The sequence below is a fragment of the Paraneptunicella aestuarii genome, assembly GCF_019900845.1.
GTDB lineage: Bacteria > Pseudomonadota > Gammaproteobacteria > Enterobacterales > Alteromonadaceae > Paraneptunicella > Paraneptunicella aestuarii.
Window position 1 is genome coordinate 745,724 of the sequence record NZ_CP074570.1, and the last position, 26,929, is coordinate 772,652.

The following is a 26,929-nucleotide window of genomic DNA, read 5'->3' on the forward strand; positions in this document are numbered from 1 at the left end:
GGGTCACCCATTTTTAGAATTTTATTAACTGATGTATAAAACAGTTTGAGGAAGTAAGCTATGTCTAGCGGATATATCGATGAACAACAAGAGATCGCCAAATTAGAACGTGACTGGGCGGAAAATCCCCGCTGGAAAAATATCACGCGTACTTATTCGGCGGCAGACGTAATTAGACTTCGTGGTTCTATTAATCAGGAAAATACTTTAGCGACACGCGGTGCTGAGAAGTTGTGGGCATTGGTAAATGGTGAAGCTAAAAAAGGTTATGTGAACTGCCTGGGTTCATTAACTGGTGGTCAAGCTGTACAACAAGTTAAAGCAGGTATTGAAGCTATCTATCTTTCCGGTTGGCAGGTTGCTGCTGACAACAACAGTGCAATGAGCATGTATCCAGATCAGTCTCTATATCCAGTAGATTCTGTTCCTAAAGTTGTAGAGCGTATCAACAACTCTTTTACTCGCGCTGACCAAATTCAATGGTCTAAAGGTACTCGTCCAGGCGATGACAAATTCATTGACTATTTTGCCCCAATCGTTGCTGACGCAGAAGCGGGCTTCGGTGGCGTGTTGAATGCTTATGAATTGATGAAAGCCATGATTAAAGCAGGGGCTTCAGGTGTTCACTTTGAAGACCAATTGGCTTCTGTTAAGAAGTGTGGCCACATGGGCGGTAAGGTGCTTGTTCCTACCCAGGAAGCGGTACAGAAATTGATTTCTGCTCGTTTGGCTGCCGACGTTGCGGGCGTTCCTACTGTATTGTTGGCACGTACTGACGCAAATGCTGCTGACTTGCTAACGTCTGATGTTGACCCGTATGATCAACCATTCGTAGTGGGCGAGCGCACCAGTGAAGGTTTCTATCGTGTTAAAGCTGGCATCGATCAAGCGATTGCTCGTGGTTTAGCTTATGCTCCTTACGCTGATTTGTTGTGGTGTGAAACTGCAACGCCTGATTTGGACGAGGCTAAGAAATTTGCCGATGCGATTCACGCTAAATTCCCAGGAAAATTATTAGCTTACAACTGTTCGCCATCTTTTAACTGGAAAAAGAATCTTGACGATGCGACTATAGCCAAGTTCCAGCAAGAACTGTCGAACATGGGTTATAAGTACCAATTCATTACATTGGCCGGTATCCATAATATGTGGTACAACATGTTCGAATTAGCTCATGCTTATGCAGGTGGTGAAGGCATGAAGCACTACGTTGAAATGGTTCAAGAGCCAGAATTCAAAGCAGCAAGCAAAGGTTATACCTTTGTTGCTCACCAGCAAGAAGTTGGAACAGGTTACTTCGATGATTTGACTAATGTAATACAAGGCGGCGCGTCGTCTGTTACTGCATTAACGGGTTCCACAGAAGAAGAACAGTTCTAAACGTGTTAATTGCTAGATTCAGAGGGGGCTTCGGCTCCCTATTTTTTTATCTGCTTCTTATATTTTTCCCCTATTATTATTAATAAAACAAATTTCTGACTTAATATTATTAACACGCCCTAATGAATGTGATAAATGTTCGCTAAAATACAGGGCTGCCTTGACCATACGATTGGCATAAATATTCTGGAGTTTGAAGAGTTGTATGTCTGAATTGCTTGCTTCAATTGATCAGCGCACCAAGCTGGTGGGTGAAAACCGTCTTGAGTTATTGCTGTTTCAATTAAATAGTCAGCAGATATTTGCCATGAATGTGTTCAAGGTTCGTGAAGTGATTGCTGTGCCGCGTATGATCAAAATGCCGGGTTCTCACGAGAATTTGTGTGGTGTTGCGAGCTTGCGAGGAATGTCAGTACCCATTGTGGATCTGTGCAAGGCCATTCGAATGCCCAAGCGTCCCTTGGGTGAAAATCAGAATGTTATTATTACAGAGTACAACCGCTCTGTGCAGGGCTTCTTGATTGGCCCTGTATTGAATATTACTAATTTGTCCTGGTCTGACATTTTGCCGCCACCGAAAAGTGCAGGAAAGAATAATTATCTGACAGCATTTACTCATATTGAAAACAAGGGTAAGAAGCAAATCGTTGAAATTATTGATGTGGAAAAAGTGTTGGCTGAAATCGTCGCTTATGACACTCAGGTTTCAGAAAAAGTATTGGATGATGATGTGAATACACATCTGCGTGGTCGTAAGGTGCTGATTGTGGATGATTCAGCTACTGCCAGAGCACAGATTGTAGATACTTTAAATCAGGTTGGTATTCAGGTCATTGAATGCAATGATGGTTTACAGGCGCTTAAGCTGCTGCGTTCGTGGGCTAATCAGGGCAAGAAAGTCACAGACGAAATTTTAATGATGTTTACCGATGCTGAAATGCCTGAAATGGATGGCTACATGCTTACTGCTGAAGTGCGGGGTGATCCACGTATGAGTGATTTGTACATTACGTTGAATACCTCTTTAAGTGGCAGTTTTAATGAAGCCATGGTGGAAAAAGTGGGCTGTGATAATTTCATTTCCAAGTTTCAGCCCGATTTACTTGTGACGGCTGCACAAACCAGAATGAAACAACTCCTCAATAAAAAATAGCCTATAGGCAAGGCATTATGGTCTTGCTCCATTCATCTCATTTGTAAGTGTTCCGTTTGCTTTACCTGCAAACCTTTCTTTGGGAATCATTGTGAATTTCTTGATGTTTGAGAGTGTCGAATCATGTTAGCGATTCTTCGGCAGTTTAAAGAGAGGCGCTCTCCTGCGTCCCTAGGCGTTATACTGGCCTTTTTCGGAACCTTATTATTTTCGTTTAAGTCCATTGTCGTAAAACTGGCATATCAGTGGGACATTGGTAGTGAGCAGCTTATCGCTCTGCGCATGATGATATCGGCTCCCATATATTTATTGTTACTGGTGTGGCATTACCAGAAACAACCGTTTTCATCTCAGGTTGTATTGCGCTATTTCTGGCTGTTGGTATTTGCTGGAACAAGTGGTTATTACCTTGCCAGCTTTCTCGATTTATGGGGATTAGAGATGATATCGGCGCAACTTGAGCGTTTGATATTGTTCACTTATCCGGGATTTGTCATGTTGCTTTCTTTGATCTTTTGGAAGAAAGTGCCGAATAAAATAACAGTTTTGGCTTTAGTAATTACTTACATCGGGATTGCTGTTGTTGTCGGTGTGGAAGCTCAGCACCAGGCGCAAACTGTACTGATGGGGGGCGCTTTGGTGTTATTGAGTGCGCTTTTGTTTGCTGCTTACTTGGTGCTCAGTAAAACCGGAATTCAAGCTTTAGGAAGTCAGGTTTTTACCTGTTTTGCCATGTTAGCTGCTTCTCTGGCGGTGGCAATTCATATGATGGTGCTTGGCGACGTACAAGTTTGGGCATTACCTCTTCCGGTTTATCTATGGGCAGCAGTGATGTCTATATTCTGTACCGTGATTCCCTCACTATTAATCGCAGCGGCAATTGCCCGACTAGGCCCGCAGTTGGTAAGTATTTTGGGAGGGTTGGGGCCTGTGATGACCGCATTTATGGCTGTTGCAATATTGGGTGAGCCTTTTGGTTGGTCTCATTTTATCGGCACCGTACTGGTTGTAACCGGTGCCTGGCTGGTGGTATTTGAAGCTAAATCAAATTGATTTCACATCAATTAGTGGAAGGATCGTTCAAAAAGCTTTCGATGTCTTGACCGGTCAATTTCTTCATTTGAACAAACAAGTACCAAATCGCACCTATCAATAACACCATAGATGGAATAACGATGACCGGATAACTTAAGGCAGTCATTTTGCCCAGTTCTTCATTGTAAGCTGTTGTTCCTGGAGGGCTAACCAATATCCATTTTGCTAATAAATAGTTCAAGGCTGAAGACAAGAAGAACGAAGACGCAACAATAAGAGAGCTAAAGTTAACTTTGCGCTCAAATTCTTGTTGCTTATTGTGTTTTTCCAATGCTTGATTAAGCGCTGGCATATTGATGATTTGATCGTTCAGTATGAAGGTTTTCACTAATGGATATGAAGTTTTCTGAGATATCAGTACAGCAATGCCAATTAGTCCCGGAATGGCAGCTTCTTTTATTGCGATGTATTTGGGATCAAGCTCTAACAAGCTGATGCCGCCAGTGAGAAATACACTCACAATACCCAAAATTGACAGCGCGTTAACTTTGCCTGATTGTTTTAAATCCCAAAGGCCATAACCGATAGGAAAGGCTAGTGCGACGACGATACCTAACTCAGGCCCTAACATATCATCGGTACTAAGTTTGCTCAGGATCAGCGTGGGCAGAATAATATTGAAAATAAGGTTAGGCAAAAAACCGCTTTGTTGTTTCTTCGGAGCAGGTGAGGTTGCCACTGTGTTGTGCTTTTCAGACCGTGTTTCGGTTTGTAGCTGGGATTCGTTTGATTCACTCATATCGGTTTAATGGGTATCAACCTGTTTTTTCTCAAGGGGCTATTATAGACCAAGGGGGGCATAGAGGCATTAATAAATAGAAATCTGCATTAATTAAAAGGCTTCTACTTAAGTCATCAAGCAAACTTTTGCTTTGCTTGTGTGCTATCTCTAGCCCATAGCTTTGCGGCAAGCAATCCTGATATGAGTCCAAATAAATGTGATTCCCAGGATATAAAGGATTGTAATGGCAACACGCCAAAGATCAGTCCACCGTAAAAGAATGCTACCAACAGTGAGATACCAATGAGTTTGGGTTTTTTACTGAGAAAACCCGCCAGTACCAGAAAACCAAAGTATCCATATACTAACCCGCTTGCTCCCAGGTGAAAGGCTGAACGGCCAAATAACCAGACTAAAACGCCGGTTAGCGAGATAATCAAGAGTGTAACTATCCAGAATCGACCATGTCCGTATTGCAACAACAAAAAGCTAAATAAGCATAGTGGAACGATGTTCGACAGGTAATGCCAGAAACTGCCATGAATAAAGGGGCTAACAATAATGCCTGCAAGTCCTTGTGTTTCCCGTGGGAATAGGGCGAATTGATTTAGCATTCGTCCAGTTAACAGGTTAATCACTTCCAATCCTGTTATCAGGAAGAATAATCCCAACACAATTCTGAATGAACTTGATGAGGTGAGACGGTGTTGCATAATCCATATTCCTTTAATTCGGTCAGACTATATTAGAAGTTGTACGCTTGAGTGCCTATGGTTGATTTGTTACAGGATGATTTATTACAAGATGATATGAGGTAAATATCTCGACATATCCTGTGTAATGGCATTGCTGTCTTCGCGAATAGAGATCCCCGCTGCTTCGTCGCCAATTAACCATGAACCGATCAGTGTGTGATTACCGTTGAACTGAGGCAGTGGATACCATTCTTGATAGATATAACCTTCTTCACCATAAGGCCCTGGAGTTGATGTAATTACTTGCTTTCCTTGTATGATTTCAATGTTCGAACCTTCTCGTGAGAAAAGGGGCTTTTTCACCAGCTTGCCAGCGTTAGCTTTTGCCAGATCTTCTTCAAACCATGCGGGTAAGAGGTTAGGGTGATTAGGAAAACATTTCCACAACATAGGCAAAAGCGCCTTATTGGACAAGATGCTCTTCCACATGGGTTCCAACCAATAGATTTGAGCGTCTTCAATATATTGTCCGAATTCTTCTCGAAACATAAACTCCCATGGGTAGAGTTTGAACATGGCGCGGATAGGATGGTTGTGAAAGTCGGTGAAAAAGCCTTCTTCCGACAAACCGATATCTTCAATGAACACAAATGGCGTGTCGAACCCTGCTTCTGATGCGCAGTCTTGCAGGTATTGCACTGTACCTCTGTCTTCTTGCGTGTCTTTGCAGCAAGCGAAGTGCATTTCTTCAATTTGATAGTGCCGGGAAATCGCGGCAAAACGGGCAACCAGCTTTTCCTGTACCGAATTGAACTGGTCAGATCCTCTGCTCAGCAGCCCATTATCGACCTGATTTTCCAGCCATAACCATTGCCAGAATCCCGACTCATAGAGGCTTGTCGGAGTATCGGCATTGTTTTCGTATAATTTCGCAGGGCCTTTACCGTGATAAGCCAAATCAAGGCGTGAATACAGGCTGGGATCCTGAGCTTGCCAGGAATCAGCTATTGCTTGCCAGTAAGCTTCAGGAATTGCGAACTTCTGCAAAAGTTGCTCATTGCCGACTACGCGATCAACAATTTCCAAACACATCTGATGCAGTTCTTCTGTTGGTGCTTCAATATCATCTTCGATTTGTTCCAGTGTGAACTGGTAATAGGCTGATTCGTCCCAGTAGGGTTCGCCATGCATGGTGTGGAAATGAAAGCCAAACTCGTTGGCTTTTTGTTTCCAATTTGGTCGTTCTGCAATAGGCAGTCGTATCATAAACTCAATGTATCCCTATTCTTGTTCCCTATTTCTCTTAGCTAGCCGCCCCAACCACCTTTAGAGCTGCCTTTGGAGCTACTCCAGGATGATTTAGCTCGCACTGATGAGCCGAAACCGCCTCGGCTTATCGTACGAGTTACCGTTGGTTTTGGGGTAAACGCTTTGGGGCTTACCTTTTTCTTACGCATACGGTAATCACCGTAATCGTAGCCATCGGCACTAACCCAGCGATAACGATAAGGCGAACCATAGGAGTATGAAGTAAACAGTGGGGAAGAATAATGGCGGTTTGAGAATAAACCGCTGACCATGTAACCCGCCATAAAGGGCATAAACCAGGATTGACCGTTGTCGGAACGATAAACAACACATTGATTATCGCCAAAGTCTGTTTCACAGTCTTTTTGGTTTTGGAATTTTGGCGCAGTTCTGGAAGCCTCTGCTACCGCTTGTTGGTACGCCGCATCGCACGACGCTGAGTATTCCGGGTGTTGACTCTTACATTCATCCAGAGAAGCGAAAAACATGGCTTCTTGTTTGTCATCAGAACAAGCGGCAAGCATGATTGATGACACACCCAATGCCAGAGGTTTGGCTGTAAATGCCTTGCGCATTTTGGTCAGATTTATTGTATTACTGCGTTTTGACGATTTGGTGTCTGATTCAGGATGATTATCTTGTATTAACGTCCGTTGTTTAGAATTGCACTTATTCATCAACTTCACTCCTTTTGCCTAGTAGGTCATACACGCTGCGTTGAGCAAACCTACTGCAATGGATACTGAAGCTAAAATAATTCCAGCGGATGTTTCGTTGTTATCAATGCGCTCAACAATTTTGGGCATGAAAGTAAAACGCAGCAGGGCAAAAGCAAAGCACTGCGCAATAATGGCAACGACACCCCAGACACCAAAATCAACCAGATTATGAGAATTGGAAACCGCACCGGAAAGAGCAACAGCGAAACCGATTACCGCACCACCAAAGCCAATGGCTGCTGCATTGTTCTTATCTTCTTTAACCAGCTTCCACTCGTCATGGGGAGTAACAAATGTGTACGCTATTTTGAATACAAATAGCAATGCGATTGAAATTAAAAAGTACAGGGCGAAATTCCCTAGTCCTGCGACTGAATCAAAAACTAAATCCATCATGTTATTACCTGTTTAACCGTTAATTTGTATATCACTGGGTTGAATGTTAAACCCGGTACTCAGTACCAGACAACGATCCAGATTCTGTTTGATGACTTTTTCTTCACCAACCACCATCAGAGTTTCGATGTTATTGGCATCCAATTCGCGCTCGTAGAGCATTACGAATTGGTCTGTTTCACTGATATCACCATCTTCTTCGTAAGTTTTCTCGGTCATGGCTACGGGAGGAGAGCTTTCGCCTACCGCGTTCCAAACTCGATGAAACTGATGACCTTCAAGTTCATATTGCGGCTGTGATATCTGGGTTTTAATCAGTTGCTGCCATTGGCTGTCTGAACCGACGGTTGTGGTTTCGTAAAAATACCAAAGTTTCACATCGGTAATATGATTCTCGGTGTCTCCACCATCCAGGACGACTTGCAGAAATGCGTCATCATCGGTGTAGTAACGCAGAATTTTGCCACCAGTATCAAGGTTAACCTCACCGACAGCCTGGATAAGATGGTGACTGGCTGCGCCATCAATAATGAGTTGAGGTTCCAGAATTTTCAGTTTTAGTGGATCAATCTGAAATGAACCACCCAGATATAACCCCATTATTTCAGGTGCTTGTGGCTTTTTAGGCTGTTCTTTTTTACCAAATAATTTGCTAAACATTGAAGTTCGTCCATTGAATGTTTTTAATGCGTTCTGGTGCTATGTAATACACTTTGTCACCTGGTTTAACGATAAGTTCCAAAGGAGGATTGAGCGTTACTTTCTGGCGCAGACCTCCTTCTGCTAATCCAATTAATGTTGCACCATATTGTTTCTTTAATTGTGTGAATAGGGTTTCTACACTTAAATTCGGCGCTTCTTCCGGAATGTTGGCCGAGAATTGCGCTTGTCCTTCATCGTCGACATTTAACAGATCGTGGTGTAATACACTGGAGCCGGGGTCAAAAGCGGATTTAGACAACATTTCAACCGCGACACTCGGCATACACTCAACATTGGGACAATGCTGTGTAAGCAACCTTACCAGACTTTCATCGTTGAAATACGCTAATATGTGTGCGTTAGGATTTCGGTGGCTAACATACAAAGAGCTGGTCATCGTAAGGTCGTCATCGGGGTTATCAATAATAATGACCTTCGCTTTGGCAATGCTTGCTCTGTCCATGTCTTCGTCGTTATTGAAGGATTCAACTTTGACGAATTTGATTTTATCCGGCATGGGATTTTCAATATCTGCTCTGACGCACAGTACAATATGCATTTGATCATCAACAGCTTCGCGCTCACGAAGCAGTAAACGTAATAACTGGATTGTACGTGGCCCATTCCAGCCAATAATGAGCATATGATTTTCAATGTCTAGATGTTTCAAGCCTTTAACTCCTTTTCTCCATTGTTCAGCAAACCAGGAAGCGATTCGACCAATAATGAGGGCAAAAATACTCAGGCCAAAGGGGATTACGTATAGCGCAACGACCAGTTTCCCGGCGTTTGTTTCGGGGGATTGATCACCGTAGCCGACGGTGGAACTTGTGACGATGAGCCAATAGATAAAATCGCTACTTTTCAGTAGCGATTCTTCACCAGCAATGCTGAGTAATAACCATGAAATGAGACAGTAAGCCAGGAGCACGGTGACAATCGTACTCCAGCGCATCTCGGTAAAATGTCGGAGAATTAGTTCCTTTAATTTTCTAATCAACAAAACTTACTGTCCTCGTTGTTGATGGCCTGTTACTTGCCCAGAATACGACTTAGTTCGTCCTCCGCTGAGCTTTTACCGCCTTTAATACCTGCTTGTGCTAAACGTTTTTCCAGGTCATCGGTTGATTCATCGGCAGCCAGTTCTTCAGCGGCTTGTAGTTCAGCATCGCGTAATTTTTGTTTTTCCTGAATGCGTTGCAATGACTCGGTAGCCGTTTTCATTTTGCTGTTTGCACCCATGTGTCGGGATGATACGGCAACCTGAGCTTTTTGAACAGATTCAGTTGCTTTGACCATATCTACTTGTTGTTCTAAACGACGCAAGTTGGATTTCGCTTGCGTGATGTTCTGAGCAAGTTGCTTTTCAGATTGTTGGAATTGAGCAAGATATTGAGCTTCAGCTTCGCGCTGTTCTTTCAGCTCAGATACCTTTTGTGCGCAATCTAATGCCAATTGACGGTCAGTGTCGATTGCTTTACGTACATGCTCTTCGTACTCAGCGATAGAAGCGTCTAATGCATCGACTTTTTGCTGTGCCAATTTGCATTTGGCTAGAATTTGTGTGCGAGCGTGATCGGACTTACGTAGTTCTTCTTTCGCGTCGCGGATTTCCTGTTCCAGAATTCGAATAGCCTGATTATCAGCTACCGCTTCTGCTGCTTCTGTCACGCCACCTTTAATCGCAGTGACAAGTTTACTCCATACTGACATCGCAATTCTCCTGCTTTACTTAATAAATTCTTGATAAGCGTCTAAAAATGATTCGACGTTTTGGAACAAGGTGTCTACTTCAATAAGAATGCTCGACTCCTTGGATTGAGAGCTAAGAGAGCCAAATGCTGTGTAGTATTGCTCTCCATTGATATCTGAAATACCGACTGTTGTCAGTGGGAATAGCATGTGCGTTTTCAGTATTAGCTCGTTTAATGCGTTTGTGTCTGAAACTTCAGATTTGGCGAATAAAATTGATTCCACCAGAATCTGTTCACCACTAATTGCCATCCATGCATCAAGGCCATCGGCATTTGCAATTAGCAAGCAATCATTTTCTTTCGTAACGACTAAATCGGCCTGTTTACTGATCAGTGCTTCAAGTTGATCAAGATCCCAACTCATGAATTTTCTCCTTTCCGTTTTGGGTCATGGGAACGCTATCAATCATAGCCATGTGAAAATTATGTTGTCAAATTTTATTTTTTCAATTGCATAATAAAAATTTCAAATGTAAATTATGATTCACATTTTTGATGGATGGAGCTCATCATGTCAACCGTGAACCACCAAGCTGATTGGCGACAAATGCTACAGCGCTTGCTTAAAACTGAAATGTCCCGACGTGGGATCAAGTATCAGGAATTAAGCGAACGTTTAGCTGTTATCGGTGTACAGCAAAGCGCAGATAATCTGCGAAATAAAGTGAACAAGGGCATAATGGGGGCAGATTTACTGTTACAAATCATGTTTGTCCTTAATATTCAAAAAATTGCTCGGGAAGATATTTTGATCGTATTTGAAGCGATGGGCGTTGAGCCTTATTCGGGAGATATGGGGTAGAACTAAATGAACCAGCGGCTGATTTTATAATCAGCCGCTTTTTTAGGTTACTTGTTTGTCTTTGTTTAGTGTGATTTCTTGCTTAAAGAGCCGGGCTCTTCTGGCCTTTAAGGTGAGCGATCTGTCCTGCGAGTAAGGCTTCCATTTTCACCAGCGTTTCATTGTCTTCCTGGCAACTCTCGGCGTGAACCTGATTTACTTTCGCTATTTCTTTCAAATCGCGCAGATTGTTATTAATGGTTTGAGCCACATTGGATTGCTCTTGAATCGAGTCAGCAATTTGGTTGTTCAAGGTGCTGATCTGACCAATTGCGCTGGTGATCGATTTTAAATTCCTATCAGCATCATAGACCTTTTTAACACTCAGTTGAGCGTTCATTTCACCTTGTTCTATAGCTTTAACTGCATTTTGCGCACCGGTTTGTACATTTGCGATAATTTGCTGGATCTCTTCCGTAGATTGCTGCGTTCGAGCCGCTAATGTCCTTACTTCATCGGCAACGACTGCGAACCCTCTTCCCTGTTCCCCCGCTCTGGCTGCCTCAATAGCAGCGTTTAAAGCCAACAGGTTGGTTTGCTCTGCGATACTTTTAATTACGTCCAGAACCGTACCGACATTTTTTGCATCATCATCCAGCTTGGAGATGACCGTGGCGGTGTCTTTTATCTGGGTTGAAGAGTGGGTAATGGTATCGATGGTTTCCTGCATGAAGGCGATACTTTTATTCGCCGAGTTTTCTGCTTCAGATGCAGCTGAAGCAGCATTGCTGGCACTTTGCGAGATATGTTTTCCCATATCGACCATGCTTTCCATTGAGCGAGATACCATGTCTGTGCCTTTGTTTTGCTCAGATACACCATGGCTAATGGCGTTAGCACTCTCATTCAGGCTGAAACAAACCTGTTTTAAGCCTTCATTAGCGCCTGTCATTTCGGAGCAGATACCCATCAATTTTTGACGTAAAACTTCGATCGCTTTAGACATGGAACCAATTTCATCGCTGCGATAGAAGGACAGTTCCGTGGCAAAATCTCCCTTACTCACGTTGCGCAAGTGGTCAATCAATTGAATGATGGGGTATACCACTTTAGTGTTCATAAAAATGGTGGTCAAAATGGAGCTGGCAACAATGGCAAAAATGATCGCGACAGTGCCATAGGTGACTGACTGTGAAGCGCTTTCACGATTTTCAGCACTATGTTGCAATATGGAATCATTCAGTCGGTTAGTGACAGACTCAACCAGTTTGGTGGGATCGCGATCAATACCTCGAACGGCTTTGTCTGCTAATTGATGAGAGAAATTGTTATCCAGAAAAATCTGATAGCCTTCGTTGTATTTTGGCAGCAGGTTGCGATGCATTTCTTTGAAATGACGGATATCTGACAATGACTTATCAGACACGTCAAGACGTAAGAACTCGTCAACCTGGCTTTGAATTTGCTCTTGATACTCGTTAAAGCGAGTCCAGTATTTTTCTCTATCTTTGGCTACATGGCCTCGCAACAGGACGTTTTTCCACTCTTGCACCTGGCGTTTGAAATTCAGGTTGATGTTATTTGCTATGTTTGCGGCATTAACTTCATTTGCCATCATCTTGTCGTACAAATCAACATTGCCTGACAAGGTGGTGAAACTGAAAATGGCGATTAGACCAACCGACAATATCCCTAAACCCAGTAATCCTAAAACTTTGTGACGTAACTTTCGATATTGTGCAGGAATCATGTTTTAAACCAACTAAATACTACATATAGGCTAAAATCGCCCCCAGAGTCGCACAAAATTAGAGAGATTTTATTGCAGATTTATGAATGTGTAGAAAAGGGGACTGAGAACTGTGTAAATCCTGAAGAGGAAAGTTGGGTCCGGTATGGCCAACCGGACCCGAAACAAAATTGGGAGAAACAAGGGAACTACCAAATCCTTAAGCAACACTATACATTTTGGAGGAAAAAATTCCGCAACTTTATGTTATTAAAAAGGTTTTTAAGGTATGTTATTTAATACAATATGAGGGTCGGAATATGTATTAAATCAGGAAATAAGCTTACAAGACAATAAGTTGAGGGATACTTGCTTCGGTATTTATCAATCATAGAAAGAATTAATCAAGCTTTTCTGTGACGATAAATTTATAATGCCGCCCCCAAGAATATCTAAAGTGAATTGAGAAACAGGAATGAAACTAAGTGATTTTAGCTATGAGCTACCTGATGAATTGATTGCTCGATACCCGATGGAAGATCGGTCGGCGAGTCGTCTGATGATGTTAGAGGGTAATTCCGGTGCTATTCATCATGGAAACTTTACCGATTTGCTCGATACATTGAATGAACATGATTTGTTGGTGTTTAACAACACTCGCGTTATTCCTGCTCGGCTATTGGGGGTAAAAGAGTCTGGCGGCAAGGTTGAAGTGCTGGTGGAGAGAGTATTGGATGAGCATAGAGTGCTATGCCATGTGCGCAGTAATAAGTCTCCGAAGCCTGGCAACATACTGATTTTAGAAGAGCACTTAAAAGCCGAAATGGAAAGCCGTGACGATAGTATGTTTGTACTTCGTTTTCTAAATCCAGAGCCTGTCATTAGCTTGCTGGAACAGTATGGTCATATGCCATTACCACCCTATATTGATCGTTCCGATGAGCTCAGTGATAGAGAGCGTTATCAAACGGTATACGCTGAAAAACTTGGCGCTGTTGCTGCACCTACAGCTGGACTTCACTTTGACGAATCGCTTATGCAAAAGCTAAAGGAAAAGGGGGTTCAATTTGCATTTGTTACTTTGCATGTTGGTGCGGGGACTTTTCAACCTGTGCGAGTTGACAACATTCTTGAGCATAAGATGCATTCCGAATATGCCGAAGTGCCGCAAGAAGTGATTGAGGCAATACAGAACACCAGGCAAAAAGGTGGACGAGTTGTCGCTGTTGGGACGACATCGGTGCGTTCTCTGGAATCTGCCGCACAAGATGCCATTAAACAAGGACATGAGTTTTCAGCTTATGCCGGTGATACCGATATTTTCATCTATCCGGGCTATGAGTTTCAGGTTGTTGATGCCATGGTAACCAACTTCCATTTACCTGAATCGACCTTGATTATGCTGGTTAGCGCCTTTGCGGGTAAAGAACATGTGTTAAGGGCGTATCATGAAGCTGTAGATAACAAATATCGCTTTTTCAGTTACGGCGACGCCATGTTTATTACCAAAATGGATGCCGCTCGCTAGCTTTACTCGGGTTGCATTGAGAAATGGCCTTAATCAGTCAGTAAGATTAAGGCCATTGATTGGAGTAAGTGATCGAGTGCTTTTATCGTAGCTTCTATTCGATGTTTAAGCTGCGATAGGGCGAGTTAGCGTAGGTTTCTTATTGGGATTGTTAGTCCCTTCAATGATTGGCTTCTTCGGCTCTTTAAATCTCACCGGAGCCAGTTTTGCTTCGATGCAGGCACGAATGTCTTGAGGTTTATAGCCAGCCTTCACTTTTATGCGTAGATGAGGAATACGCGCGGCGTCCAGAGCGCCTGCAACGAACCAGTCTCGCTGCGTTTTGTATCCATCCCCTCTGTCGTGAACAAGGTCTACAGCGACAACGGGAGTCAGGTCTTGCTTGTCACACAATACAAAATCCAGATGACGTCCACTCGCACGTTGCATGGCAGTACGTAAAGTGCGCTTGGCTGTGTTCTTTCTTACATCAAGGATATCGGTTAAGCGTACTCGGCAGATGATGCGGTATTGGTGTCCAACTGCTGTCTCAAGCAAATCCAGAAAATTGCGCTCAACCGGAGTGAACAGATTGCTACGTTTCTTAAAAGGAAAGGCTAGCCCACCGTCATTGAGTTTAAGCGCCATGACTGACACAGCAATTAGCAATATTAGTAAAACGATGACAAGTTCCATATTTACTCCACTTTTTTATACAGCTTTTTGACACGTTAATAGAGGTTGTCTCTAATTTGTGTTTAGCAAAGCAAATTGGATGCCAAGAGTTTTCGGAGTATTAATTTTTTAACGCTAGTAAATCGACCTGGGAACCCGCTTCGTCTTCAGAAATGATAATGCGCAGCTGTTTGTCGTTGGCATGTATAACATATCGCCCTAAATGTTTACTTGTTTCAGTAATGGCAATCTGGGTGTTTTGATAAAATTCTCTAACCTGTTCAGGTGATTGCGGCACATAAAATGACAGTGCAGCCGGAAGTTGTTCCATAAAAGAATGGCAGGTTGTTGCTTTTTCAGGCACGGGTAAGTCAAAAAATTGTTGTGGGCAGGTTTCTGCATTAGTGGTTTGGCTTAATAACAGTAGGCTGGACGCGAGTGTCATTTTGATGACGCGGCTTTTGATGGTGCTGTTTGGGATGATTATGCTATTTGGGATGATAGTGCTTTTGATGGTAGCACTACAGCAACGATACATGCTGTGAATTGAATGATAGAAACGCGATTTAGCCATAAAAAAATAAAACCCCAACAAAACTGACAGCTTCACTATAGCTTTGTTGGGGGCAATCCGCTATTCATGACAGGTATAGCGCTCACCTGCCATGTATAAAGTTTTATTTGGCGACTTCTTCCAGAACGCTACCTGTCGCTCTATCCGGATAACCGATATTCATCACTGCTGACAGCGTAACCGCGATATCTTCTGGCGACGTTAAGCGTGTTATACGTTGAGGTTTCAAATTCCAACCTGCAAAGTACATAGGTACATGAGTATCGTAGAGATACGGTGAACCATGTGTTGCTGCTGAATAGTTGGCAACCATGGTTGAGGTGTTTTGCACGATAGTAATGTCACCTGAGCGTGAATCCACAAAGTTATTGATGACTTTGCTGATGACAGGATCCTGACTGGCTTTAATGGCGCTGATTTCTGTTCTTGTTAACGCTTTAGCCACGCCGGGAACTTTCATCAGCTCAGCAGAAAATGCTTTTCTAATAGTTTCCACATCAAGTTTAGCCGCTTTGATAACTTCATGGTTGAGATAAACATTCGGCAATTCGATAGCCCTGACAAGAGAGGATTCTGTTTTGTATTGCTCTTTTAATTGCGCATCAATTTTTTGAACCGCATCTGGAATTGCACCGCGGAAGCCTGCAAAACCAATAGACTTTTTGTATTCAGGAATGGCATCTACGCCGTGGTCAGCAGAAATCACTAAAAGCACGTTATCCAGGCCGATACGCTTATCTAAATAATAGAAAAACTCAGCCAGTAATGAATCTAATTTAATCAGGTTGTCTTCGGCTTCAAGACTGTTTGGGCCAAAGGTATGCCCAATATAGTCATTCACTGAAAAACTAATAGAAAGATAATCTGTGACATTGTCTTCACCTAGCTGGTGGAGCTCAATCAGTTTCTTGGCGAACTCCATTGTCATCTCGTCGCCAAATGGCGTGAAAGACAACATATTGTAGTAATCTTTGCTTGTTAACTTTGCGATTGAATGAGGGAAGCCTTTTTGAAATCCTCTAGGCGGGATCTGGAATATACGGTTTTTTGTACCGTTGTGGTATTGCCCTTCGTCTTTTGACAGTTTCCATTCTTTGCCCAGATAAGAGTCTTTCAAACCGGATTCATTGAATTCGGTGACCCACTCTGGCAATTCCTTATAGTAATAATCGCTTGTGACAAAGTTACCTGTAGATTTGTTATACCAGAATGACTTACCAAAACGCCCACCAGTTAACACCGCGCCACGATCTTTGATAGACACTGAGTAAATCTTCGCTTTACCGTTGGTGCCAAGATGAAGTTGATCAGAAAAAGTAGAAGCCATTAAGTTGACGGGTGAAGCGGATTTGCCTTCGTCACCTAACAATGTGGAGTTGGCATCGGCGACGCAGTACATATGTTGGTTATTAGATACATCGTACCAATCGTTAGCAATAATACCGTGTTGTGAAGGAACCGCCCCTGTCGCTAACGTAGCGTGACCAACCGCTGTTAAGGTAGAAGCATGGCGGTAATGAGTGTTGTCGTAAGTAACACCTTGTTCCAAAAAGCGGTTAAAGCCTTTGCGATTACGTTGGTTAACAAAGTGATCTTGATAGCGGTGCAATAGATCACCACGCAATTGGTCAACAGTCAGTTGGACGATGAGTTTCGGCTGCTCGGCATAAACGAGTTGAGAACTCAAAATAAGAGAAAGGGTGGCTAATAATTTTTTCATCTGTCGGTCATTAATGCAAAAAGTGGCACAAGGTTAGCGTAAATGCTGTTGCTTCGTCACGGATTTTAGTCAATTACTCAAGTGATTAAGCGTATCACTGGCAATAACTGAATTGAATAAGCGGGTAATAAGATTACTTTATCAGTAGTTCATAAACGCTATATGACAATGGTGTGGAAGAATAAAAGTAATGTATTCAGAATATCAGGAAGTGGCGTTTCTATTTAAACGGATGGTTTTTAATACTGATGGTGGCGGAATATTGATAGCGGCAGAGTGAATTAATATTTGTTTTGAGGGAGATAAGCAAGGCTGCCTTTGCTATGAAAAACAGCCTTCAGAAATTAAAAATTACACAACGCCTAGTTCTTTCAAACGCTCTTTCAGGTAGCTGTCGGCAGTGTATCTTTCAGACAACTTAACATCTGGACGAGGATGCAAGAACAGAGGAAGTGAAATTCTGGATCTGGATTGATCTTGTCCTTCCGGGTTAATTACCTGATGCGTAGTGGAAGGGAAGTAGTGACCAGAGGCTTCTTGCAACATATCACCAATGTTGACGATCAGGTTACCAAAGTCACAAGGTACGTCGATCCAGTTGCCGTCTTTACCTTTTACCTGTAATCCCGGCTCATTTGCTGCTGGTAATACGGTCAGCAGGTTAATATCTTCATGAGCCGCGGCACGAATGGCGTCGGGTTCTTCGTTACCTTGAAGTGGTGGATAATGTAGCACGCGCAACAGGGTTTGCTGACTGTCTTCAATCATGCTGGAAAGCGGCATGGAATAGTTCTTGGAAATCTCATCAGGGCTGTACTTTTCTACCCAGCCCAGTAGTTCTTTTGCCAGAGAAAGTGCTTCACTGTAATAAGTGGAGATCTCTTCTTTTAACTGCTCAGGGCACTTACCCCAAGGATAGTAGTGATAGTATTCCTTGATATCTTTTACTTTGAAGCCTTTTGCAACTTCAGAGACATTAGGCGGAAAGTAACCGTCCTGAGTATCTTTGTTGTACTCAAAATCCCATTTCTGTTCGCTATCGAAAAACTCTTGCCAATGCTTATAGATATTGGAAACTAACTCTTGTCTGATAGGATGATTTTTAAGTACACCGAATCCGGTTTCTTTGAGTGACTCGACAAACAGCTGTTGGGCATTCTCTGCTTGATAGTCAACGGCAACAAGTTTCATGTTAAACCTCTTGTCAAAAAATAGAAAAATGAAATGGTAGCAGCATTTTGAGCTACCATTTTGATCTCGGTCAGATTTATTTACTAACTCTACTACAGCCTGAAGAAAATGGCTTTATCACAGACTGATAAAAAAGCCTGCTAAAGCAGCGCTCATCAGGTTAGCAAAACTGGCCGCTATTACTGCGCGTAAGCCTAATTTGGCAATATCGCTTCTGCGATTGGGGGCCATTGCGCCAATCCCGCCCATCAATATTGCAATTGAGGAGAAGTTGGCAAATCCACATAATGCGAAAGTAACGATGGCTTGGCTGACACCACTCATACTGTCCTTATGACCAACAAAATCAAGGTATGCGACAAACTCGTTCACAACCAGTTTCTGACCAATAAAACTTCCGGCTAAATTGGCTTCTGCCCATGGAACACCCAGCAACCAGGCTAAAGGCTGAAACAAATAACCTAATATGAGTTGGAAAGTCAGATCTTCATGACCGAACAGGGAACCAATGCCGCCGATTAGGCCATTCAGTAGGGCGATAAGCGCAATAAATGCCATCAGCATTGCGCCCACATTGGCCGCGATTTTCATGCCGGAAGCTGCGCCTTCTGCTGCCGCTTCGAATACGTTGGCACTGGCTTCTACTTCACTGCTATCCAGTTCATCAACATCGTTTTTGGCTCTTTCAGTTTCTGGCAAAACAATTTTGGCCATCAACAATCCACCTGGAGCTGCCATAAATGAAGCGGCAACCAGATATTTGATATCAACCCCCAAGCCTGCATAACCCGCCATTACGGAACCCGCAATAGACGCCATACCGCCAACCATTAGGGCGAACAATTCTGAACGAGTCATTGACGAAATGAAGGGTTTAACTACCAGTGGGGCTTCGGTTTGGCCAACAAAAATATTGGCTGCGGCATTCATGGATTCAGGGCGGCTTGTTTGCAGGATTCGTTGTAAGAAACCGCCAATGCCGCGAATAATCCACGACATAATGCCAATGTGATAAAGCACACTGATCAATGACGAAAAGAAAATGATGACTGGCAGGACTTTAAAGGCAAAGATGAAACCTAATGAGGTGCCACCCAATTGCCCGAACATGAAGTCGATACCTTCCTGACTGTAGGTAATGACTTTTTGTACCCCTTGAGCTACGACCAGTAGAAACTGTTTTCCTGGGGGAAAGTACAATACCAGTAACCCCACAGCAGCTTGAATGAAAAGAGCACCAAAAACAGTGCGCCAGTTGATCGCTTTTCGATTGAACGATAATGCGTAGGCAGCAATAAGTAGAGCTACTACGCCGAGTAAGCTGACCATAATTGTCCCTTGTTAATTCAGTATTTGTTTAATATGTGATTTGATGACATCAAGTGCGATTCGGTTTTTACCACCTTGTGTTACTACAACATCTGCGATGAATCGACTTGGCTCGATGAACCTGTGATACATAGGTTTCACAGTTTCCTGGTATTGGACAATAACTGAATCAAGGTCGCGATTACGTTCTTGAATATCGCGTTTTATTCTTCTCAACAGGCAAATATCCAGCGGCGTATCAATAAATACCTTCACATCGAAAACAGGTAATAATTCACTGACAGCCAAGAGCAAAATGCCTTCCACGATAATTACGGGAGCGGGATCAATCTTGATTGTTTCATCCAGGCGAGTGTGTTTTGCATGAGAGTATTGAGGGTATTCAATACTGTTCCCCTTTTTCAGTTGCAGCAGATGTTCAACTAAAAGAGAATGTTCAAATGCATTCGGGTGATCGTAATTAGTACGAATTCTTTCTTCCATTGTCATGTGTGATTGATCGCGATAGTAGTGATCTTCACATAGAACAATGATATCTGCCCCTGATTGGGAGATTTCTTCTTTAATTGTCTTTGTAAATAACGACTTACCGGAGCCCGAACCTCCAGCAATGGCGATAATTCGCGTTTCAAACATTCGTACAACACAGTTATAATTTTTATTGCGACAAAGACTACCAGCGAACGCAAAAAAAGCCAGTAACACTTATCGTAGATACGAAGAAAATGACATTTTTGTTAATTTTTTTGAAATCGATCAAGTAAATTATCTTACCTAAGTAATTTCATCGGATTATTTGTCTCGACGAAAGATTATTTTCCTAACAGCTCATAATCATTTTCATGTAGTCCACTAAGTGCAAAATTGTTCAGTTTTGAGCGAGAGCCTTCGCCTTGTGCTTTCTTTGGAAAGAACTTGCCTTTAATCTCGTTTTCATTTGCTAGCACTTCGTCTAATGCATTCCTGATTTCACTCAACATTTTGTCTATATTGGCTGAGAAATCGGGGCGTTTACGTTTTGTATGTCCAAGATCCATCAAGCGCATGAAGTATTTGTCTGACAAGGCCAAAAACTCATCGGGAAGTTCTTTGTTGTGATAGAGGGCGGGATCCTTGTCAGTGGAACAGTATTCCAACATGGCCAGATAAAAACAGAAAGGCTTGTTTGCCATGGGTACTTTTAAATCTGGCGTAGTGTTTAAATACAATGTTCGACTTGTCAGATCTAAAATCAGCTTAACAGGGATGTCTTCTTCATCTTCCAAAGGTTGATTGGAGGCAAATGATTTGGGGAACAGGTGCGGAATTGCCAAATAGGTCAGTATCAAGCTAATGGCAAAAGGGAGCCAATACAGACCGTAATTTATATCATCGCGACTCACTGCAAATTGCACAGAGATGGTTTCCCGTGGAAAGAGCAGTTTTTTGGATATTTGGATATCCTGTTCAAACTCCAGCGATAACTCAGTGTCTTGAATGGCTTTAACTCGAATAGGAAATTCACTGTTTTGTAGATAATCATTCAGAGAGTTCATATATCGAGCGACTTTGGCGCTATTAGTAGCCTGATTAAATCGATTATCTGCCAATTTTAGCTCTGGTATATCCAGTGCTATACGATTTAGTGTGGCATCAACTAATTGCTTCACAGAAATCTGCCTAAAGCTTTCGGCAGTGTTGTAATAAACCAGATGCAGTATGCTCCACAGTAAAAAGAATGCTACCGCGATTCTAAACCAGGTTTTGGTTTTGCTTCCCATTTTGCTCACTGTGACATCTCTTGGCATGGGTTAACGATAGTAATGTTGTGATAGTAACGGGGATGTTCTGTTTTTTCTGCTAACTCAGCTAGAACTGCCTGTACTTCACAACGCAGGTCAGTGTTTTTTTCCAACATTTTGAGATACCACTTACTTCCGCTAATTTTCTCTTTCAATGAAGTTGTGTAATTTCTGGAAAAATCGAGATCATCTTCTTCTTGCCAAAAAGTAGAAATTAAATCTACCTTTCCACTTACCAATAAATTCCTAAGTTCTTGATGAGATTTAGCGTAGACAATCTCCACTTGCTGTGGCGATAAATCAAGATCTTTTAATAGTCGCATGGGGGCTATGTAGCCAGAACGGCTGGTTGGATAATCAATTAAACCAATGCGCTTGCCCAGCATATATTCCTTATTTAACAAGGGCTTTTCTCTGACCGACATTAAGTAAGCATCGTAGTCTGCATAGGACGCAACCATATCGTAGCTATAGGTTGTGTCGGTACCAAATGCTTGAATAAAATTTTCCTTAATGAGCATAATATCGACAACACCTTTACCAATTAATTGCAAAATATCTCGCTCTTCTGTCTGCCAATATGCGACAATCTCGCCAAATTGTTTACTCACTAATTTGTTTTTACAGAGTGAGTGCATAATTTGCTTCGCCATATAAGGGTTTGGAGCAAACAGAACTAAAGAGTGTGGATTATTCTGGTTTGATGTTTGGCAAGTATCCTCAAACTGGAGAATGCGTGGCAATGAGGTATCGACCATTTTTACCTGGCTATGTGCAACATACCAAACGAGGTAAGTCGCAGTGATAAAACATAGGTACCAGTAGGGTTTTGGCAATCTTATTAGCAACACATTGATAGCCGGTTTGAGTTTATGATTGGGGTATTTTCACCAATTAACCTTACTCATTGCAATAAGTAAAATTACTGGATTGATGTAAGTTACTGAAAAATAGAGAATATTGATAATATATTATGAATCTTGTTAAATACTACCAATTTTCTCTCTATGAACGAGAATGCGCACTCTAATTAGCCATTTCTGGTTGAAGAATAACCAGATTTGCCAGGGACATGCAATGAGAAAATTAATTCACTGCATTGACTGATAACGCAAGAGGGAACTTGGTAAAGAATTTTTAGAGTCGGGGGGCTCTGAGGGATAATATTGCAAGTTCATGTTTTTGCAACAATCTCTTTTTATCCTCTCGCTCAAAGCGATTTTAAGAAATCATTTACACTCAATAACATTAGGAAAACACAATGAAACAGTCCAATCTCAGCCGCATTGCTCTCGCAGTTGCGTTGTCTGTTGGCGTGGGAAGCACTGCGATTGCACAGGAAACTTCTTCCAGCATTCGTGGTAGCGTAGTTGGCCCTCAAGGCGCCCCTGCTTCTTATACTTCAGTGACAATTACTCACGTACCTTCTGGTAGTGTGAAAAGAGTTGAGACCAACGCATCAGGTCAGTTCAGCGCAAAAGGTTTGCGTGTTGGTGGTCCATACAGCGTATTGGTTGATTCTGAGCAATTCGAAGATACTTTGGTTAACGACGTTTACTTAACGTTGGGCGAACCATACGTATTGAACCTGGCTTTGGAAGCTGAACAACAAATCGAAAGCATCGTTGTGACTGGTTCTCAAGTGAGCAGCATCGCTTTTGGCGAAAAAGGTCCTTCTGCTAACTTCAGCCTGGAAGACATTGAGCGTGCTCCTGCTATTAACCGTGATATTAAAGACCTGGTTCGTATCGATCCTCGTGTTTATGTTGATGAAACCTATGATGATGCTATCCAGTGTGCTGGTGCAAGCCCTCGTTTCAACAGCTTGACGCTTGACGGCGTGCGCATGAACGATAACTTTGGTTTGAACAGCAATGGTTATCCTACTGAGCGTATTCCTTTCTCTTATGACTCTATTGACCAGGTTGCTGTTGAATTAGCTCCTTTTGATGTTCAATACGGTGGTTTCACTGCGTGTAACATCAACGCGGTAACCAAGTCTGGTACAAATGAAATTCACGGTGGTGTTTTCTACGATTACACCAGTGATTCTATGCGTGGTACTGATATCGAAGGGACTAACATTTATGAATCTACAGACCGTGATGAACCTAATTTCTCTGAAAAACGTTATGGTTTCCACGTTGGCTTGCCTATTCTGGAAGATAAATTGTTCCTATTCACTTCTTACGAGAAGCTGGAAGGTGCTGAAATCTTCGAATACCCAGGAAGAAGCCGTGTAACTAGCGAAGAAATTGCTCGTATTACACAAATTTCTAAAGAAATTTACGGCTATGACCCAGGTGGTTTCGCTTCTTCCATGCCGGTTGAAGATGAAAAGATTCTGGTTAAATTAGACTGGAACATCAACGATGATCACCGTGCATCTTTAGTATACAACTATAATGACGGTTTCAAACTGGCTCAATCTGACACTTTCTCCTCAGCGTTGACTTACGATGGTCACTTCTATGAGCGTGGTGCAGAATTAAAGTCTTTGGTAGCGTCGGTATACTCAAGTTGGACAGACAGTTTCTCAACTGAGTTACGTATTGCTAAATCTGAGTTGGATAATCGCCAAATTTCTTTGGATGCTGACACTGGTTTTTCTGAAGTTCAAATCCGTACTTCAGGCGGTGCTACAGTATTCCTTGGTCCAGATGACTCTCGTCAATCTAACGATTTGAACTGGGATAACTTCACATTCAAATTGGCGGGTACTTACTATACTGGCGACCACACCATTACTGGTGGTATCGAATATGAAGACTTGAGCGTATTTAACCTGTTCATGCAGCACACAGTGGGCGAGTATCGTTTTAACAGCATCGATGCTTTTGAAGCGGGCACGCCTTCTCGCATTTACTACAACAACTCTGCGGGTACTAATAACCCGGATGATGTTGCAGCTAATTTCTCTTTCCAGCAAAACACTCTGTACATTCAGGACGAGTGGGCTGTTAATGAAGACTTAACTGTTTTGTTTGGTTTGCGTTACGACAGATACACATCTGACGATAAGCCTCGTCATAACCAGACTTTTGAAAACAAATACGGTTTCACGAACGACTCCAACCTTGATGGGATCGACTTGTTGCAACCTCGCTTTGGTTTTAACTACGTAGTATCTGATTCAATTGAAGTTCGCGGTGGTATTGGCTTGTATTCAGGCGGTAACCCGAACGTTTGGGTGTCTAACTCCTATTCCAATGATGGCGTAGTTCAAACTGCGGTTCGTGAGCGTGTAATCGCTAACTTCACTAACCTGTTTGAAACTGACTTGATTGGTCAGGGTCGTCCTCTTTACGACATTCCTCAAGATATGTTTGATGCAGTTGCTGCGGCAGATCCAAATGGCCCAGGTGGCGGTGGCGTAAACGCTATCGATCCTGACTTTGATCTTCCGTCTGAGTGGAAATACTCTTTGGGTGCAACCTATGTCACTGAAGATGAGTACGTCTTCACTGCGGATATTTTGTATTCAGACAAGCAAGATGCGGCTATCGTAAAAGATATCGGTATTATCCCCGCAACAGATGATGAAGGTACGCCAATCTTTGCTCCAGATGGTCGTCCTATCTACACTGGCACTACATCAGAATACCTGTTGACTAACGTTGACGGTGACAGCGGTGAGTCTGTAACGGTGTCTTTTGCAATGAGCAAAGAGTATGACAATGGTCTTAACCTGTCTGCTTCTTATGCATTCTCAGAAGCCAACGACGTTAACCCAATGACAAGCTCTGTTGCTGGTTCTAACTACGGTAATATCGCAGTTTCTGATCCAAACAACCCTGGCGTGTCTACTTCTGACTATGAAATCAGACATCGTTTTACTTTGAATTTGGGCTACACTCACGAGTTCTTCAGTGGTTATGAAACCAAGTTCTCAGTATTTGGTTCTGCTAACGAAGGTCGTCCATACAGCTACAGCTTCTCTGATGATGGTATCTTTGGTGACAGCAGCTTCTTCAGCAATGGTCGTCAATTGTTGTACATTCCTACAGCGGATGATGCGAATGTTGTTTATGGTGATAACTTTAACGTAACCGCGTTTAATCAGTGGATCCAACAAGAAGCGCTTGAGCAATACCGTGGACAAATCCTGGATCGTAATGCGTTACGTGCAGATTGGTGGATCAAGTTCGACGTAAGAATCGAGCAAGAATTCCCTGGCTTTATGGAAGGTCATAAAGGTTCAGCATTCCTGGTTATCGAAAACTTCGGTAACTTGTTGAATGATGACTGGGGTGTATTGCGTCAAGGTTCATTCGTCAGTGAAGCGGTTGTTGACGCGAGTATCGGAGACGATGGTAAATATCACTACAATGAATTCATCGCACCTTCAGTACAAACCGTGTATGAAGATGCTTCCTTGTGGGAAGTTCGTGTAGGTGTTAACTACAAATTCTAATTTCTCTTAAAAAGAAATTGATATTAAAAACCGGCCTTAGACTCTAAGGTCGGTTTTTTTATGTCTATGGTATTCTTGCAAGATTGTTTTTCAGGGGGCTGAAAGTTTGTGAGGAGTTGGATATGAGAATCTGGTTTTGTCTTATTATTCTGTGGAGTGTGGCAAATTTGGTGCAAGCAAAAACGATCCGGATTGCGACCTTTAACGCAAGCATGGATGGCAGCAACTATGTTGCTCGTGGTGAGCGTCCGAAAGGAAATGAACTAGCCACACGTCTGGTTAGTGGAAAAGAACCTCAGATTCAAAACATTGCCGAGATTATTCAAATAGTCCGCCCGGATATCTTACTGATTAATGAATTCGACTATATTCCTGACGAAACTAAAGGCGTACAGGCTTTTCTTAAGCACTACTTATCAGTTTCGCAGCAAGGAAAAGCACCCATCAACTATCCCTATTATTTTACTGCCCCCGTTAATACTGGCGTTGGAACTGGTTTGGATCTGGATAAGGATGGAACGGCTTCTGATGTTGGAGCGGATGCCTTTGGGTTCGGCTTTTATCCCGGGCAATATGGCATGGTTGTACTGAGCCAGTTTCCAATCAATAAAGAGATGGTCAGGACGTTCCAACATTTCCTATGGAAAGATATGCCTGGCTCTCTGCTGACCGATATTAAAGATGATGAAGGGAAAGAGTGGTACAACAAAGAAGCTCAAGCCATTCTTAGACTGTCATCAAAATCCCATTGGGATATCCCGATCAGCGTTGATGGTAATGAATTGCATGTCTTGGTCAGCCATCCCACACCGCCTGTCTTTGATGGTAAAGAAAACCGTAATGGCAAGCGCAATCATGATGAAGTTCGCTTTTGGAATGACTACCTTGGTGATAAAGAGCAAGGCGGTTATCTGTACGATGATCAAGGTGGAAAGGGAGGCTTTACAGGGGGACGCTTTGTTCTTTTGGGGGATTTGAATTCTAACCCTGATGAAGGGGATTCTTACGGACATGCCATTGCAGACTTGCTTAATCATAAAAAAGTGAATGCGTCATTAAAGCCTGAAAGCCAGGGAGGTGCTAAGCATCAACCAAATAATCCATTTGCGAAACACCATACGGCAGGGTGGGGAATGCGAGCAGACTACGTGTTACCTTCTCAGGAAGGAATAGAAGTGATATCTGGAGGCGTTTTTTGGCCAACGCCAGAAGAACCATTGTATCGCTTGGTTGTGGATCGCAATGCTTCTTCTGATCATCGGCTGGTTTGGTTAGATGTGACTCTACAAACCCAGAAATAGCTCG

At 42.7% G+C, this 26,929-nt stretch carries 25 protein-coding genes; 7 read left to right on the forward strand and 18 right to left on the reverse strand.

The window, feature by feature from the left end:
• The first annotated feature begins 60 nt into the window (after positions 1-60).
• The 3 genes from aceA (at position 61) to KIH87_RS03175 (ending at position 3,586) form a co-directional block, all read left to right on the forward strand.
• Entirely contained in the window at positions 61-1,380 is a 1,320-nt protein-coding gene (gene aceA / locus KIH87_RS03165; protein ID WP_232360088.1) for an isocitrate lyase, read from the forward strand.
• A 205-nt stretch (positions 1,381-1,585) separates the two neighbouring features.
• The gene (locus KIH87_RS03170; RefSeq protein WP_232360089.1) at positions 1,586-2,533 is read left to right on the forward strand and encodes a chemotaxis protein CheV; all 948 of its coding nucleotides are present in this window, start codon (positions 1,586-1,588) and stop codon (positions 2,531-2,533) included.
• Positions 2,534-2,656: 123 nt separating this feature from the next.
• Positions 2,657-3,586 (forward strand): DMT family transporter, encoded by a 930-nt coding sequence (locus KIH87_RS03175; protein WP_232360090.1) that lies wholly within the window; start codon positions 2,657-2,659, stop codon positions 3,584-3,586.
• A gap of 7 nt (positions 3,587-3,593) precedes the next feature.
• Here the strand turns inward: KIH87_RS03175 and KIH87_RS03180 are convergent, their stop codons facing one another.
• The 9 genes from KIH87_RS03180 to KIH87_RS03220 form a co-directional block, all read right to left on the reverse strand.
• Positions 3,594-4,307, reverse strand: coding sequence for a VC0807 family protein (locus KIH87_RS03180; protein ID WP_408635800.1), 714 nt, complete (start codon positions 4,305-4,307; stop codon positions 3,594-3,596).
• A 176-nt stretch (positions 4,308-4,483) separates the two neighbouring features.
• Positions 4,484-5,062, reverse strand: coding sequence for a rhomboid family intramembrane serine protease (locus tag KIH87_RS03185; protein WP_232360092.1), 579 nt, complete (start codon positions 5,060-5,062; stop codon positions 4,484-4,486).
• A gap of 84 nt (positions 5,063-5,146) precedes the next feature.
• On the reverse strand, positions 5,147-6,310 hold the full coding sequence (locus tag KIH87_RS03190; RefSeq protein WP_232360093.1) for a glutathionylspermidine synthase family protein: 1,164 nt from the start codon (positions 6,308-6,310) through the stop codon (positions 5,147-5,149).
• Between the two features lie 41 nt (positions 6,311-6,351).
• The gene (locus tag KIH87_RS03195) at positions 6,352-7,029 is read right to left on the reverse strand and encodes a DUF1190 domain-containing protein (protein WP_408635785.1); all 678 of its coding nucleotides are present in this window, start codon (positions 7,027-7,029) and stop codon (positions 6,352-6,354) included.
• Positions 7,030-7,047: 18 nt separating this feature from the next.
• On the reverse strand, positions 7,048-7,464 hold the full coding sequence (locus KIH87_RS03200; protein WP_232361421.1) for a DUF350 domain-containing protein: 417 nt from the start codon (positions 7,462-7,464) through the stop codon (positions 7,048-7,050).
• Positions 7,465-7,479: 15 nt separating this feature from the next.
• Positions 7,480-8,127 (reverse strand): YjfK family protein, encoded by a 648-nt coding sequence (locus KIH87_RS03205; protein WP_232360094.1) that lies wholly within the window; start codon positions 8,125-8,127, stop codon positions 7,480-7,482.
• Positions 8,120-9,169 carry a potassium channel protein gene (locus tag KIH87_RS03210; protein ID WP_232361422.1) on the reverse strand — a complete coding sequence of 350 codons (1,050 nt, stop codon included), beginning with the start codon at positions 9,167-9,169 and terminating at the stop codon, positions 8,120-8,122. The genes KIH87_RS03205 and KIH87_RS03210 overlap by 8 nt, the downstream gene beginning before the upstream one ends.
• Positions 9,170-9,201: 32 nt before the next feature.
• Positions 9,202-9,882, reverse strand: a complete 681-nt coding sequence (locus tag KIH87_RS03215) for a PspA/IM30 family protein (RefSeq protein ID WP_232360095.1) — start codon at positions 9,880-9,882, stop codon at positions 9,202-9,204.
• A gap of 15 nt (positions 9,883-9,897) precedes the next feature.
• Entirely contained in the window at positions 9,898-10,287 is a 390-nt protein-coding gene (locus KIH87_RS03220) for a DUF2170 family protein (protein ID WP_232360096.1), read from the reverse strand.
• 147 nt (positions 10,288-10,434) lie between these two features.
• Here KIH87_RS03220 and KIH87_RS03225 point away from each other — a divergent pair, with 147 nt between their 5' ends.
• The gene (locus KIH87_RS03225) at positions 10,435-10,725 is read left to right on the forward strand and encodes a DUF6471 domain-containing protein (protein ID WP_232360097.1); all 291 of its coding nucleotides are present in this window, start codon (positions 10,435-10,437) and stop codon (positions 10,723-10,725) included.
• A gap of 82 nt (positions 10,726-10,807) precedes the next feature.
• Here KIH87_RS03225 and KIH87_RS03230 read toward each other — a convergent pair whose 3' ends face one another.
• Positions 10,808-12,454 carry a methyl-accepting chemotaxis protein gene (locus KIH87_RS03230; RefSeq protein ID WP_232360098.1) on the reverse strand — a complete coding sequence of 549 codons (1,647 nt, stop codon included), beginning with the start codon at positions 12,452-12,454 and terminating at the stop codon, positions 10,808-10,810.
• Between the two features lie 454 nt (positions 12,455-12,908).
• Between KIH87_RS03230 and queA the strand changes: the two genes are divergently transcribed.
• Positions 12,909-13,961, forward strand: a complete 1,053-nt coding sequence (gene queA / locus KIH87_RS03235; RefSeq protein ID WP_232360099.1) for a tRNA preQ1(34) S-adenosylmethionine ribosyltransferase-isomerase QueA — start codon at positions 12,909-12,911, stop codon at positions 13,959-13,961.
• Positions 13,962-14,066: 105 nt separating this feature from the next.
• Here the strand turns inward: queA and KIH87_RS03240 are convergent, their stop codons facing one another.
• From KIH87_RS03240 to KIH87_RS03275, 8 genes are all read right to left on the reverse strand, one after another.
• Positions 14,067-14,636, reverse strand: coding sequence for a DUF2726 domain-containing protein (locus KIH87_RS03240; protein ID WP_232360100.1), 570 nt, complete (start codon positions 14,634-14,636; stop codon positions 14,067-14,069).
• Positions 14,637-14,736: 100 nt separating this feature from the next.
• On the reverse strand, positions 14,737-15,189 hold the full coding sequence (locus KIH87_RS03245) for a hypothetical protein (protein WP_232360101.1): 453 nt from the start codon (positions 15,187-15,189) through the stop codon (positions 14,737-14,739).
• Positions 15,190-15,292: 103 nt separating this feature from the next.
• The gene (locus KIH87_RS03250) at positions 15,293-16,909 is read right to left on the reverse strand and encodes an alkaline phosphatase family protein (RefSeq protein ID WP_232360102.1); all 1,617 of its coding nucleotides are present in this window, start codon (positions 16,907-16,909) and stop codon (positions 15,293-15,295) included.
• Between the two features lie 351 nt (positions 16,910-17,260).
• Complete coding sequence (locus KIH87_RS03255) at positions 17,261-18,100, reverse strand: 2OG-Fe(II) oxygenase family protein (RefSeq protein ID WP_232360103.1); 840 nt, start codon at positions 18,098-18,100, stop codon at positions 17,261-17,263.
• 117 nt (positions 18,101-18,217) lie between these two features.
• Positions 18,218-19,429, reverse strand: a complete 1,212-nt coding sequence (locus tag KIH87_RS03260; RefSeq protein WP_232360104.1) for a NupC/NupG family nucleoside CNT transporter — start codon at positions 19,427-19,429, stop codon at positions 18,218-18,220.
• A gap of 12 nt (positions 19,430-19,441) precedes the next feature.
• Positions 19,442-20,065 (reverse strand): uridine kinase, encoded by a 624-nt coding sequence (gene udk / locus KIH87_RS03265; protein ID WP_232360105.1) that lies wholly within the window; start codon positions 20,063-20,065, stop codon positions 19,442-19,444.
• A gap of 176 nt (positions 20,066-20,241) precedes the next feature.
• Positions 20,242-21,198 carry a hypothetical protein gene (locus tag KIH87_RS03270; RefSeq protein ID WP_232360106.1) on the reverse strand — a complete coding sequence of 319 codons (957 nt, stop codon included), beginning with the start codon at positions 21,196-21,198 and terminating at the stop codon, positions 20,242-20,244.
• Complete coding sequence (locus tag KIH87_RS03275; protein WP_232360107.1) at positions 21,195-21,821, reverse strand: type 2 periplasmic-binding domain-containing protein; 627 nt, start codon at positions 21,819-21,821, stop codon at positions 21,195-21,197. The genes KIH87_RS03270 and KIH87_RS03275 overlap by 4 nt, the downstream gene beginning before the upstream one ends.
• Positions 21,822-22,471: 650 nt before the next feature.
• On the opposite strand from KIH87_RS03275, the gene KIH87_RS03280 reads away from it, so the two are divergent.
• Positions 22,472-25,624 carry a TonB-dependent receptor gene (locus tag KIH87_RS03280; protein WP_232360108.1) on the forward strand — a complete coding sequence of 1,051 codons (3,153 nt, stop codon included), beginning with the start codon at positions 22,472-22,474 and terminating at the stop codon, positions 25,622-25,624.
• A gap of 122 nt (positions 25,625-25,746) precedes the next feature.
• Positions 25,747-26,925: an endonuclease/exonuclease/phosphatase family protein gene (locus KIH87_RS03285; RefSeq protein WP_232360109.1), complete on the forward strand. Its 1,179-nt coding sequence runs from the start codon at positions 25,747-25,749 to the stop codon at positions 26,923-26,925.
• Positions 26,926-26,929 lie beyond the last annotated feature (4 nt).